The following is a 13,424-nucleotide window of genomic DNA, read 5'->3' on the forward strand; positions in this document are numbered from 1 at the left end:
CGTCCTTAATCATCGTGGTGCAGGTACGCGGCCTGCTTCGGCAAGCGCAGGCTGAACAGGAAGGCAATCGCCATCATCGCTGTCACGTACCAGTAGAAAGTGTTTTCCATGCCCAAGGTCTTCAGGCCCAGGGCAACGTATTCGGCCGAACCACCGAACGCCGCGTTGGCCACTGCATAGGCCAGGCCCACGCCCAGCGCACGCACCTGCGGCGGGAACATCTCGGCCTTCACCAGGCCGCTGATCGAGGTGTAGAAACTGACGATACACAACGCCAAGGTAATCAGCACGAAGGCCATGAACGGGCTGCTCACGGTTTTCAGCGCCATCAGCAGTGGCACTGTGAACAGCGTCCCCAGGGCGCCGAACAGCATCATCGAATTACGCCGGCCGATGCGGTCGGAGAGCATGCCGAAGAACGGCTGCAGCACCATGAACAGGAACAGCGCGCCAGTCATCACGTAACTGGCGTTTTTTGCGGTCATGCCGGCGGTGTTGACCAGGTACTTCTGCATGTAGGTGGTGAAGGTGTAGAAGATCAGCGAACCGCCCGCGGTATAGCCGAGCACGGTGATGAAAGCCGCCGCGTGGTTGCGGAACAGGCCCTTGATGGTGCCGGCGTCCTTGTCCTGGCGGGTTTCGGCGCTGCTGGTCTCATGCAGCGAGCGGCGCAGCATCAGCGAGATCAGCGCGGCAATGGCGCCGACCACGAACGGAATGCGCCAGCCCCAGGCGCGCAGTTCATCTTCAGTGAGCAGCTGCTGCAGAATCACCACCACCAGCACCGCCAGCAACTGGCCGCCGATCAGGGTCACGTACTGGAACGAGGCGAAGAAGCCGCGCTGGCCGCGCAGGGCCACTTCACTCATGTAGGTGGCAGTGGTGCCGTATTCGCCGCCTACCGACAGGCCCTGGATCAGCCGGGCCAGCAACAGCAGCGCCGGGGCCCAGGTGCCGATGCTGGCATAGGTGGGCAGGCAGGCGATCATCAGGGAGCCGAAGCACATCATCAGCACCGAGATCATCAGGGAATTCTTGCGACCATGGCGGTCAGCGAGGCGGCCGAAGATCCAGCCACCGATGGGGCGCATCAGAAAGCCCGCGGCGAACACGCCTGCCGTGTTCAACAACTGCACGGTGGGGTCGTCGGAGGGGAAGAAAGCCGGGGCAAAGTAGATCGCGCAGAAGGCATAGACGTAGAAGTCGAACCATTCCACCAGGTTGCCTGAAGAGGCACCAACGATAGCGAAGATGCGTTTGCTGCGTTCTTCGCCGGTGTAATAGGCTGAGGTCATGGTGAGTTTACTCCTGGAGGGTCGCAGGTAATTCTAGACACACCTGGTAACACACTCGTTCCGCTATCTGGCTGGCAATTAGCCTTGAGTCGCATGTGCCGGCCTCTTCGCGGGTAAACCCGCTCCCACAGGGGATGCGTGGTTCCCTGTGGGAGCGGGTTTACCCGCGAAGAGGCCGGTACAGGTCAAACCCGCTCGATGGCCAGCGCCAAACCTTGGCCTACGCCCACACACATGGTCGCCAGGCCTTTACGCCCACCGCTCTTCTCCAGCTGGTGTAGCGCAGTCAGCACCAGGCGTGCACCGCTCATGCCCAGGGGGTGGCCCAGGGCGATGGCACCGCCGTTGGGGTTCACCTGCGGTGCATCGTCAGCCACACCCAGCTCACGCAGCACCGCCAGACCTTGGCTGGCAAAGGCTTCGTTGAGCTCGATCACATCGAAATCATTCACCGCCACACCCAGGCGCTCGGTCAGCTTGCGCACTGCCGGCACCGGGCCAATGCCCATCACCCGCGGTGCAACACCGGCACTGGCCATGCCCAGTACCCGGGCACGTGGGGTCAGGCCGTGTTTTTTCACCGCCTCGGCCGAGGCCAGGATCAACGCCGCGGCACCGTCGTTCACGCCCGAGGCGTTGCCGGCGGTGACGGTCTTGTCCGGGCCGTTGACCGGCTTGAGCTTGGTCAGGGCTTCCAGTGTGGTTTCCGGGCGCAGGTGCTCGTCATGCTCGACGATGGTCTCGCCCTTCTTGTGCGCGATACGCACCGGCACGATTTCTTCGGCGAAGAAACCGGCGGCCTGGGCGGCAGCCGCCTTCTGCTGGCTGCGCAGGGCGAAGGCGTCCTGGTCAGCACGCGAAACCTGGTAATCGTCGGCCACGTTGTCGGCGGTTTCCGGCATGGAATCCACACCGTACTGGCTCTTCATCAGTGGGTTGATGAAACGCCAGCCGATGGTCGTGTCTTCGAGCTTCATGTTGCGCGAATAGCCGCTTTCGGCCTTGCCCATGACGAACGGGGCACGCGACATCGACTCGACGCCGCCGGCAATCGCCAGCTCCATTTCGCCGCTGGCAATGGCGCGGAAGGCAGTGCCGATGGCATCCATGCCCGACGCGCACAGTCGGTTCAGGGTAACGCCCGGGATGCTCTGCGGCAGGCCGGCCAGCAGCAGCGCCATGCGCGCCACGTTGCGGTTGTCTTCACCGGCCTGGTTGGCGCAGCCGAAGAACACTTCGTCAACCTGATCCCACTGCACGCTCGGGTTGCGCTCGATCAGCGCCTTCAGCGGCACGGCGGCCAGGTCGTCGGCCCGCACGCCGGCCAGGGCGCCGCCGAAGCGGCCGATCGGGGTACGGATGGCGTCACAGATGAATACGTCGCGCATCAGGCTTCTCCTGCCACCTGGCCATGGGCCGCGGCGGTACGGGCTTCGAGGTCACGCAGGGCGGACAGCTCGACTTCGGTAGGTTCGGCAGTGGTCTGCACATCGTCGGCAAAGCGGATCGCCCAGCCAGTGGCGGCGATGATCTGCTCGCGGGTCACACCCGGGTGGATCGCGGTGACGACGAATTCGTGGGTGCCGGCTTCCGGCTCCATGATGCACAGGTCGGTGATGATGCCGACCGGGCCGTCGCCTGGCAGGCCAAGGCGTTTGCGCGAGTCGCCGCCTTCACCGTGGCCAACCGAGGTGATGAAGTCCAGCTTGTCGACGAAGGCACGCGGCGACTGCTTGAGGATGATCAGCACCTGCTTGGCGGAACCGGCGATTTCCGGTGCGCCACCGGCACCCGGCAGGCGGGTTTTCGGGGCGTGGTAGTCACCGACCACAGTGGTGTTGATGTTGCCGAAGCGGTCGACCTGAGCGGCGCCGAGGAAGCCGACGTCGATGCGCCCACCTTGCAGCCAGTAGCGGAAGATCTCGCCGGTCGGCACCACGGTGTCAGCGGTTTCGGCCAGCTCGCCGTCGCCGATCGACAGCGGCAGCACGCTGGGCTTGGCGCCGATCGGGCCGGATTCGTAGATCAGCACCACGTCTGGCGACGAGGTCAGGCGCGCCAGGTTGGCAGCCTTGGATGGCAGGCCGATGCCGACGAAGCACACAGCACCGTTGCGCAGGCGACGGGCTGCGGCGACGGTCATCATTTCGGAAGTGGAGTAGCTCATTGTGCGGCCTCCGCAGTGCTGGCCAGCTTGGCCTTGAATTCGTTGAAATCGGCAGTGCCACGGATGTAGGTGTCGATCCAGGCGGTGAACGATTCGCGGCTACGCGCGATCGGGTCCCAGGCCTGGTAGAAGCGGTTGTCACGCTCGTAGTAGCCGTGGGCATAGGACGGGTGCGCACCACCTGGCACCAGGCACACCGCGCTCAGCGCCCAGGTCGGCAACACGCAGGCGTTCATCGGGGCCTGCAGGTCGTCGACGATTTCCTCGACGGTGACGATGCAGCGCTTGGCGGCCAGGGCGGCTTCCTTCTGCACACCGAGGATGCCCCACAGCAGCACGTTGCCTTTACGGTCGGCCTTTTGCGCGTGGATCACGGTCACGTCCGGGCGCACCGACGGCACGGCTGCCAGCACTTCACCGGTGAACGGGCAAGTGACACTCTTGATCAGCGGGTTGACCTTCGGCAGGTCGGAGCCGGCGTAGGCACGCAGCACGGCGAACGGCAGGCCAGAAGCACCGGCGACATAGGCGTTGGCCAGGTCGGCGTGGCTGTGTTCTTCGATTTCGATGGCGTGTGGCCACTGCTTCTCGACGGCATCACGCAGGCGGTGCAGCGAACCGACACCCGGGTTACCACCCCAGGAGAAGATCAGCTTGCTGGCGCAACCGGCGCCGATCAGCTGGTCGTAGATCAGGTCCGGAGTCATGCGCACCAGGGTCAGGTCGCGCTTGCCCTGACGGATGATCTCGTGGCCGGCGGCAGTCGGGATCAGGTGGGTGAAACCTTCGAGGGCGACGGTATCGCCATCCTGGATGAACTGCTTCACGGCTTCGTGAAGCGGGAGAATTGCAGCCATTTGGAGACTCCTGGTCAGGGTGCTTCGGTGAGCTCAGATTAAGGAGACTGGTGGGTGGCTTACAATCCGATAATCGACTATTTGTGCGATTATCGAACCGATTATTGCATCCCTACCTATCTCCCCTCACTACCTGTAATGGCCTCATCGCCGGCAAGCCAGCTCCCACGGTTACCGCACCGGCTCGGGGCCTGATGCACTCCTGTGGGAGCTGGCTTGCCGGCGATGAGGCCATTGCGTCAGGTTGCGTCAGCGTGGCTCACCAGCCCTTTCACGATCACACCCACGGTCGCCAGCCCCGCCGGCACCAGCAACGCCGTCAGCACCTGTTCGAAGTTCCAGCCCAGCCCCAGCAGCGTCGCGCCACTCCAGGCCCCGAGAATCGCCCCGAAGCGGCCGATACCCAACATCCACGATACCCCTGTGGCGCGGCCCTGTGTCGGATAGAAGCGCGCCGCCAGCGAAGGCATCGCCGACTGGGCGCCGTTCACGCACATGCCGGCAATGAGCACCAGGGTGGCCAATACGGTGATGTTGCCCAGGCTCTGCCCCACGGCGTAGGCGAACACCCCGGCCAGCAGGTAGAAAATGCCGATCACCTTGTGCGGATTGAAGCGGTCCATTGCCCAGCCCACGCCGACGGCACTCAGCACGCCACCGAACTGGAACAGCGCGCCGATGAAGGCAGCCTGCTCCATGCTCGCGCCGCTGTCGCGCATCAAGGTTGGCAGCCAGCTGGTCAGCAGATAGACGATCACCAGGCCCATGAAGTAGGTCAGCCACAACAGCATGGTGCCCATGCCGTAGGTACCGGAGAAGATCAGCGCGAACACGTTGCGCGCCGCCACCGCCTTCTGCTCCGGCACGCTGAAGCTGCCCGCCTCGGCCACCACCTGCGGCGCGATGGGCGACAAGGTCTGGCGCACCTTGTCGGTGCCCCGATTGCGCACCACCAGGAACCGCGCCGACTCCGGCAGCCATACCATCAGCACCAGCGCCAGCAGCAACGGCAGCACGCCACCGATCACCAGCAGGCTGTGCCAGCCGTAAGCCGGGATCATCTTGGCGGAAATGAAACCACCACCGGCCATGCCCAGGTTGAAGCCGCAGAACATGCTGGTCACCAGCAGCGACTTGAGGCGCTCGGGGGTGTATTCAGACAACAGCGTCGTGGCGTTGGGCATGCCTGCGCCAAGGCCCAGGCCGGTCAGGAAGCGCAACACCAGCAACTGGTCGACGTTGGTGGCATAGGCCGAGGCCAGGCTGAAGCCGCCGAATACCAGCACCGCGCCCACCAGCACGCCCTTGCGGCCAAACCGGTCCGCCAGCGGGCCGGAGCCGAGGGCACCGAAAACCATGCCGATCAATGCAGCACTCATGACCGGGCCTAGGCTGGCGCGGTCAATCCCCCACTCCTGCGACAGGGCCGGGGCGATGAAGCCCATGGCGGCGGTGTCCAGGCCATCGAGGAAGACGATCAGGAAGCACAGCAACACCACCCGCCATTGGTAGCGGGACAGCGGCTGCTGATTGATGAACGACTGGACGTCGAGGCTTTTGCCGACGTTGGTTTGCGCTTGGTTCATTGTTGTTATCCAGAATGAGGGGCACAGCCAGGCCACTGCACGCGATAAACCGGTACAGAGGACAATAGTTTGAGGGAATGCGGCCGGCGTCAGCCTGGATATAACGGTACTGCGCGCGGGTGCGGCCGCGGCAGCGAGGGGACAGTATTCATGTAAGTGCCTCTTATTATGTTTTTCTTGTTCGGTCGGCACAGCCGACCGTTGCGAGAGACATTAATCAGCGGGCGGTGGTGGCGCAATTGACCGCGAACGACACTGTGCGTTTATCGCACAGGAAACGGTTTTGCCTGTTCCAGATTTGAAAGGGGGCGCTGTGCGCCCCAATCGCGACACAAGGCCGCTCCCACAGGTATCGCACAATATTTGATATATGCGAGGCCCTTGTGGGAGCGGCCTTGTGTCGCGATTGGGCCGCAAAGCGGCCCCCAGCAGGCTCAGCCAAACAACTGATGGCAAAGGTCCCGGCTGGCCGCCAGCAGGATCGGCAAGAACCGCTGCTCCAGTTCACTGCGCGTCACCCGCCCGACATGGGTACTCACATTCAACGCCGCCAACACCTGCCCCGAGGCGTCATACACCGGCACCGCAATCGAACGCAGCCCCTGCTCCAGCTCCTGGTCTACCACGCACCAGCCCTGGGCGCGCACCTGCTGGATACAGGCGAACAGCGACTCGGGGTCATGCAAGGTACGGCTGGTTCGCGCCTTCAGGTCGGCACGTTCCAGGTATTCCCGCAGGCTGGTGTCGTCCATGGCCGCCAACAGAATGCGCCCCATCGATGTGCAATAGGCCGGCAGGCGCCCGCCCACCGACAGGTCGACCGAAATCAGCCGCTCCACGGTGGCCGAACGGGCTATATAAAGAATGTCGTCACCTTCGAGCGTGGCCATGTTGGCCGCCTCGTGCAGCTGGTCGCTGATACGGTCCAGGTAAGGCTGGGCGGAAATCGCCAGCGGCGTCGACGACAGGTACGCATGCCCCAGCGTCAGCACTTTGGGCAACAGCGAATAGGTGCGCCCGTCGGTGGTGGCGTAACCCAGCTTGATCAACGTGTGCAGGCAACGGCGTACCGCCGCACGGGGGATTTCGGTGCGGTGGCTGATCTGGGCGATGGTCAGGTGACGCTTGCGTTCCTGAAAGGCCTGGATGACTGCCAGGCCTCGGGCCAAGGAGGTCATGAAGTCCGGGTCGCCAGTAAAGGCCTGGATGCGCTTTGCCGGGGAAGCCACGATCGGCGGTGCCAGGGCTGCCGAGGCAGATCGCCCCTGCTCCGGGTTGCCCGACTCTGGATTGACGGAATCGTTGGCCAGGGTTTCGTCACTCATCGCACACCTCAAAAAAAACGCCCACTCGTGCGATTATCGAACAAACGGCCGATAATCGCAATTGACCGCTGACACTTTTACTTATACCTTTCTCATGCCACTTGTGGCTTCTTTGGAGAGACTGGTCAGGTACCCACCGTAGAAGTCCCCAGGCAACGGCCTCGCCTTTTGGCGAGGCCGTTTTTCATTACCCTCCCGCTCGACGGTCCCGCTGCTGCACTGCAACGAACTTTTGTCCGTCTTGCCTTTCAAACTTGTACGAAAGGCCCAAACTGTTGTCGGATGCATTCCGTTACTTGCGTCTGGTGATGTCAGGGTTGGGTAAATAACGATGTTCGGCGAAATATCGGTTGCTATAATCGATTGCGCAGGCCTCGACGATGCCGTGGCAATGGAACCTTCCGCTGTATCAAGCCGTTGCGGCCAGCAAGGCATGTGCACGCTGCACAGCGCATAACAACACTCATCAAACTTAATTCAGGTACTACTGTGACGAAAGATGAACTGCGCGCGGAACTCGAGCGCCAGGCTGAACGTTACAAGGATGTTTACGGTGGCGAAGTCACCACTTACGCCGCACAACCGGATCCGGAACGCAAACCTTGGCGCAAGCGCGCAAGCGTGCGCGACCAGGCCTTCAGCCAGGAACTGGAACGTATGGAAAAGGAACTGCGCAGCGACACTCCCTGACCCCGGGACCACGCCAGCGCGTCGTCGCCCGGCCAGCCCGGGCGCGGTCGATCTTTACTGTCTGGCCGAAGGTGAAATGGAATTACACAAATTTCATACGGCCGTTTGAACAGAAGCGAAGCGGCTTTTTCTCTAGCTTTTTGCCGGTTTTCGCCAGGTTTTGCGCGTTTTAGCGGACATTTCCCTTCCTGCACGCCCCACCGTGCACATCCCGCTCCCGACAGGAAGATTGCCGTCGGTCTGTCGCGGATGCATCGATTGCCAAGGTTTTCTGGCATAATCCCGCCCCCCTAAGACCGCCAGACAACCTTCATGATCGAATTATTCAGCGGACTGGATGCCTGGGTGTTGGTGAGCCTGCTGCTCGCCTTGACCTTCGTGCTCGCCTTCGAGTTCATCAATGGCTTTCATGACACCGCCAACGCGGTAGCTACCGTCATCTATACCAAAGCCATGCCGCCGCACCTCGCCGTGTTCTTCTCCGGCGTGTTCAACTTCCTTGGCGTTCTGCTCGGCGGTGTCGGGGTGGCCTATGCCATCGTGCACCTGCTGCCGGTAGAGCTGCTGATCAATGTGAACACCGGACACGGCCTGGCCATGGTCTTCTCGCTGCTGGCTGCGGCCATCACCTGGAACCTGGGCACCTGGTACTTCGGTATCCCCGCCTCCAGCTCGCACACGCTGATCGGCTCCATCCTCGGCGTCGGCCTGGCCAATGCCCTGATCAACGACATCCCGCTGGGCGACGGCGTCAACTGGCAGAAGGCGATCGACATCGCCATGTCGCTGGTGGTCTCGCCGATGGCCGGCTTCGCCGTTGCCGCCCTGGTACTGATCGGCCTGAAGTGGTGGCGCCCGCTGTCGAAGATGCACAAGACCCCCGAGCAGCGCCGCAAGCTCGACGACAAGAAGCACCCGCCGTTCTGGAACCGCCTGGTACTGGTGGTTTCGGCCATGGGCGTGAGCTTCGTGCACGGCTCCAATGACGGCCAGAAAGGCATCGGCCTGATCATGCTGGTGCTGATCGGTATCGTCCCGGCCAAGTTCGTCCTCGACCTGAACAGCACCACCTATCAGATCGAGCGTACCCGCGACGCGACCCTGCACATGAGCCAGTTCTACCAGCGCAACGCCGCCACCCTGGGCGAGTTCCTGGCACTGGGCAAGGCCAAGGCCAGCGACCTGCCGGAGCAGTTCAGCTGCAACCCGCAGCAGACCGAGCCGACCATTGCCGCGCTGCAATCCTCGCTGCAGGGCGTGACCGACTACCACAGCCTGAGTGCCGACAAGCGTGTCGAAGTGCGCCGCTACCTGCTGTGCCTGGACGACACGGCGAAGAAGGTCGGCAAGCTGCCAGGCCTGGAAGCCCGTGAAAAGGCCGACCTGGAAAAACTGCGCAAAGACCTGACCGCCACCACCGAGTACGCCCCGTTCTGGGTGATCGTGGCCGTCGCCCTGGCCCTGGGCCTGGGCACCATGGTCGGCTGGAAGCGCGTGGTACTGACCGTTGGCGAGAAGATCGGCAAGCAGGGCATGACCTATGCCCAGGGCATGTCGGCGCAGATCACCGCGGCTTGCGCCATCGGCATGGCCAACATCTTCGCCCTGCCGGTATCGACCACCCACGTGTTGTCGTCCGGTGTGGCCGGCACCATGGTCGCCAACAAGAGCGGCCTGCAAGGCGGCACCGTGAAGACCATCCTGCTGGCCTGGGTACTGACCCTGCCTGCGTCGATGGGTCTGGCGGCCGGCCTGTTCTGGCTGGCGTCCAAAGCCATTGGCTGAGTGATACCGCAATAGAAAAAGGCGCCTGACGGGCGCCTTTTTCATAGGTGTCATTCCTGTACCGGCCCTATCGCCGGCAAGCCAGCTCCCACAGGTATTGCACCGCCCGCAAGGCCTGTGCAGTACCTGTGGGAGCTGGCTTGCCGGCGATAGGGCCGGTACAGGCAAACTACCTTTTCTTGCCCCCCAGCAACGACCCCATCAACCCACGCACCAACTGCCGCCCCAACTGGTTGGCCGCCTGGCGCACCGCCGACTTGATTGCCTGCCCTGCCGCACTCTGCAAGAACTCACCAGCCTTGTCGGCAAAGCTTTCTTCATCTGCCTTGGGTTGCGGCGCGGGCTCCACCGGCTCACCCTTGCGCTGGGTCAGCATCTCATACGCCGACTCACGGTCCACCGGCTTGTCGTAACGCCCCGCCAGCGGAGAATCGGCAATCAGCGCACTGCGCTCAGCCGCACTCAACGGCCCGATACGCGACTGCGGCGGTGCAATCAGCACCCGTTGCACCATCGCTGGCGTGCCCTTCTCTTCCAGCGTCCCCACCAGCGCCTCGCCAATGCCCAGTTCGGTCAGCACCGCCAGGGTGTCGAACGCCGGGTTGGGGCGGAAGCCATCGGCCACGGCGCGCAGCGACTTCTGCTCTTTGGCGGTAAACGCCCGCAAGCCATGCTGAATGCGCAAGCCCAACTGGGCCAGCACCGCATCCGGCAAATCCCCCGGCGACTGGGTAACGAAGTACACACCCACACCCTTGGAACGAATCAGCCGCACCACCTGCTCCAGGCGATCCTGCAATGCCTTGGGCGTATCGTTGAACAACAAGTGCGCTTCATCGAAGAACAACGCAAGCACCGGCTTGTCGGCATCACCGCGCTCAGGCAGTTGCTCGAACAACTCGGCCAGCAGCCACAACAGGAAGGTCGCGTACACCTTCGGTGCATCGTGAACCAACCGGCTGGCGTCCAGCAGGTGGATACGCCCACGGCCATCCGGGTCTGGCCGCAGGAGGTCCTCGAGCTGCAGCCCCGGTTCACCGAACAACGCCTCGGCGCCCTGCTGCTCCAGGGTCGCCAACCGGCGCAACAGCGCCTGGGTGGAGGCCGTGGTCATCAGCGCGCTGTCCTCACCCAGCAGTTGCGGGTTGTCCTTCAGGTGCGCGAGCAGCGCCTTGAGGTCCTTGAGGTCGAGCAGCAGCAGGCCTTCACGGTCGGCCACCTTGAACGCCGCATACAGCGCCGCCTGTTGGCTGTCGGTCAGTTCCAGCAGGTTGCCCAGCAGCAGCGGCCCCATTTCACTGAGGGTGGTGCGCAGCGGGTGGCCGGACTGCCCGGCAATGTCCCACAGGCTCACCGGGTAAGCCTGGGGCCTGTGCCCCAGCCAGGGCATGCCGGCGATGCGCTCGGCCACCTTACCCTGCGGCGCACCAGCAGCGCCCAGGCCGCAAAGGTCACCTTTGACATCGGCGGCGAACACCGCAACCCCCGCGTCACTGAACGCTTCCGCCAGATGCTGCAGGGTGACGGTCTTGCCAGTACCCGTCGCGCCCGCCACCAGGCCATGGCGGTTAGCCAGCCTCATCGCTTGCCCAACTGGCTGGCCATCCGGGCCAGCACCTACAACGATGGTCGAAATTTCCGACATCTCTTTAATCCTCTGCTCAAGCTTTACCGTAATTCGGCCGATACCTGTGGGTGATATTCGCCTTAATAGAGAGGAACAACCGAAAAGGGACTTTTCGGGATGTTGCACTGCTTTGCGACTCCACGCGTGCAAACGCCTGATATGAAACCTTAGCGGAACCGATTACGCCATGAACAAAAGCCTTCGTTTCAGCCACAAGATTCTTTTGGCAGCGTCACTGATCGTGATACTCGCCTTCAGCCTTTTCACGCTCTACAACGATTACCTCCAGCGTAATGCGATCCGCGAGGACCTCGAAAACTATCTGGCTGAAATGGGCGCTTCCACTTCGACCAATATCCGCAACCTGTTCGAAGGCCGTATCAAGCTGGTGGAAAACCTGGCACAGAACATAGCCCAGGACCCGACCAACGCCGAAACCCTGATGGGCCAGAATGCGCTGGTTTCCAGCTTCCTCACCGTCTACCTGGGCAAGGTCGACGGTGGCTTCAGCGTGCGCCCTGATTCGAAAATGCCCGACGGCTACGACCCGCGCACCCGCCCCTGGTACAAGGACGGCATGAATGCCGCCGGCGCGACCCTGACCGAGCCGTACATCGACATGACCACCAACAAGATGGTCATCGGCATCCTCAGCAAGGTTTCCGCCAGTGTCGGCGTGGTCGGTGGCGACCTGGCCCTGGACGGCCTGGTACAGATCATCAACTCGCTGAACTTCGGCGGCATGGGCTACGCCTTCCTGGTCAACGACCAGGGCAAGATCCTGGTGCACCCGGACAAAGACCTGGTGATGAAGTCGCTGTCGGACCTGTTCCCGCAGCACACGCCGAAACTGACCGGTGAGCTGACCGAAGTGCAGAGCGAAGGCCAGACCCGCCTGCTGACCTTCACCCCGATCACCGGCCTGCCTTCGGCCAACTGGTACATCGGCCTGTCGGTGGACAAGGACAAGGCATTCTCGATGCTCAGCACCTTCCGCACCTCGGCGGTGATCGCCACGCTGGTGGCGGTGGTGATCATCATCGGCCTGCTCGGCCTGCTGATCCGTGTGCTGATGCAGCCGCTGCACACCATGACCCGCGCCATGGAAGACATCGCCGAAGGTGAAGGCGACCTGACCAAGCGCCTGCGTATCCACAACCACGACGAATTCGGCATCCTGGGCAGCGCCTTCAACCGTTTCGTCGAGCGTATTCACAGCTCGATCCGCGAAGTGTCCTCGGCTACCGAGCAGGTCAACGAAGTAGCCCTGCGGGTCATCAGTGCCTCGAACTCGTCGATGACCAACTCCGACGAACAGTCCAACCGCACCAACAGCGTGGCCGCTGCCATCAACGAACTGGGCGCCGCCGCCCAGGAAATTGCCGGCAACGCCGCCCAGGCTTCGCAGCACGCCAGTTCGGCGCGGTTGCTGGCCGAAGAAGGGCAGCAGGTGGTGGAACGCAACATTGCGGCAATGAACCGCCTGTCCGACCTGATCGTCACTTCCAGCGCGCACATCGAGACGCTGAACAGCAAGACCGTCAACATCGGCCAGATCCTCGAAGTGATCACCAGCATTTCCCAGCAGACCAACCTGCTGGCGCTGAACGCGGCCATCGAAGCGGCCCGTGCCGGTGAAGCCGGGCGTGGTTTTGCGGTTGTAGCCGATGAAGTACGCAACCTGGCGCACCGCACCCAGGAGTCGGCGCAACAGGTGCAGACCATGATCGAAGAACTGCAGGTCGGCGCGCGCGAATCGGTCGAGACCATGGACCAGAGCCAGCGCCACAGCCAGGACAGCATGCAGATCGCCAACCAGGCCGGTGAGCGGCTGGACAGCGTTACCGTGCGCATCGGCGAGATCGACGGCATGAACCAGTCGGTGGCCACCGCCACCGAAGAGCAGACCGCCGTGGTCGAGGCGATCAACATGGACATCAACGAGATCAACATGCTCAACCAGGAAGGCGTGGAAAACCTGCAGGCCACCCTGCGTGCCTGCTCCGACCTGGAGCAGCAGGCCGGCCGCCTGAAGCACCTGGTGGGCAGCTTCCGCATCTGATCGCAAACCGCGTCGCCTGCTTCGCGGGCT

Annotated in this window: 10 protein-coding genes; 3 read left to right on the plus strand and 7 right to left on the minus strand. The window is 62.9% G+C overall.

The window, feature by feature from the left end; translation table 11 throughout:
* Nucleotides 1–5: 5 nt before the first annotated feature.
* The 6 genes from ABX298_RS05340 to pcaR all read right to left on the minus strand — a co-directional run bounded on the left by ABX298_RS05340 (nt 6) and on the right by pcaR (nt 7,230).
* The gene (locus ABX298_RS05340) at nt 6–1,295 is read right to left on the minus strand and encodes an MFS family transporter (protein WP_025340491.1); all 1,290 of its coding nucleotides are present in this window, start codon (nt 1,293–1,295) and stop codon (nt 6–8) included.
* A 185-nt stretch (nt 1,296–1,480) separates the two neighbouring features.
* On the minus strand, nt 1,481–2,686 hold the full coding sequence (gene pcaF, locus ABX298_RS05345; RefSeq protein ID WP_170978873.1) for a 3-oxoadipyl-CoA thiolase: 1,206 nt from the start codon (nt 2,684–2,686) through the stop codon (nt 1,481–1,483).
* A complete protein-coding gene (locus ABX298_RS05350) occupies nt 2,683–3,462 on the minus strand; it encodes a CoA-transferase subunit beta (RefSeq protein ID WP_015271653.1) in 780 nt (259 codons plus the stop codon). Before ABX298_RS05350 ends, pcaF begins: the two co-directional genes overlap by 4 nt.
* Nucleotides 3,459–4,319, minus strand: coding sequence for a CoA transferase subunit A (locus ABX298_RS05355; RefSeq protein ID WP_015271654.1), 861 nt, complete (start codon nt 4,317–4,319; stop codon nt 3,459–3,461). Before ABX298_RS05355 ends, ABX298_RS05350 begins: the two co-directional genes overlap by 4 nt.
* Before the next feature lie 239 nt (nt 4,320–4,558).
* Nucleotides 4,559–5,905: an MFS transporter gene (locus tag ABX298_RS05360; RefSeq protein WP_367394162.1), complete on the minus strand. Its 1,347-nt coding sequence runs from the start codon at nt 5,903–5,905 to the stop codon at nt 4,559–4,561.
* Between the two features lie 434 nt (nt 5,906–6,339).
* Entirely contained in the window at nt 6,340–7,230 is an 891-nt protein-coding gene (gene pcaR / locus ABX298_RS05365) for a pca regulon transcriptional regulator PcaR (protein WP_025340494.1), read from the minus strand.
* A gap of 489 nt (nt 7,231–7,719) precedes the next feature.
* Here pcaR and ABX298_RS05370 point away from each other — a divergent pair, with 489 nt between their 5' ends.
* Together ABX298_RS05370 and ABX298_RS05375 are read left to right on the plus strand one after the other, a co-directional pair.
* Entirely contained in the window at nt 7,720–7,920 is a 201-nt protein-coding gene (locus ABX298_RS05370; protein WP_003259583.1) for a hypothetical protein, read from the plus strand.
* A 312-nt stretch (nt 7,921–8,232) separates the two neighbouring features.
* A complete protein-coding gene (locus ABX298_RS05375) occupies nt 8,233–9,705 on the plus strand; it encodes an inorganic phosphate transporter (RefSeq protein ID WP_025340495.1) in 1,473 nt (490 codons plus the stop codon).
* A gap of 169 nt (nt 9,706–9,874) precedes the next feature.
* Here ABX298_RS05375 and ABX298_RS05380 read toward each other — a convergent pair whose 3' ends face one another.
* Nucleotides 9,875–11,350, minus strand: a complete 1,476-nt coding sequence (locus ABX298_RS05380; RefSeq protein WP_085706234.1) for a helicase HerA-like domain-containing protein — start codon at nt 11,348–11,350, stop codon at nt 9,875–9,877.
* A 169-nt stretch (nt 11,351–11,519) separates the two neighbouring features.
* On the opposite strand from ABX298_RS05380, the gene ABX298_RS05385 reads away from it, so the two are divergent.
* Nucleotides 11,520–13,394 (plus strand): methyl-accepting chemotaxis protein, encoded by a 1,875-nt coding sequence (locus tag ABX298_RS05385; protein WP_317409338.1) that lies wholly within the window; start codon nt 11,520–11,522, stop codon nt 13,392–13,394.
* Nucleotides 13,395–13,424: the final 30 nt, after the last annotated feature.

Origin of the sequence: Pseudomonas sp. X4 (assembly GCF_040784925.1) — a bacterium.
Taxonomy (GTDB): domain Bacteria; phylum Pseudomonadota; class Gammaproteobacteria; order Pseudomonadales; family Pseudomonadaceae; genus Aquipseudomonas; species Aquipseudomonas putida_Z.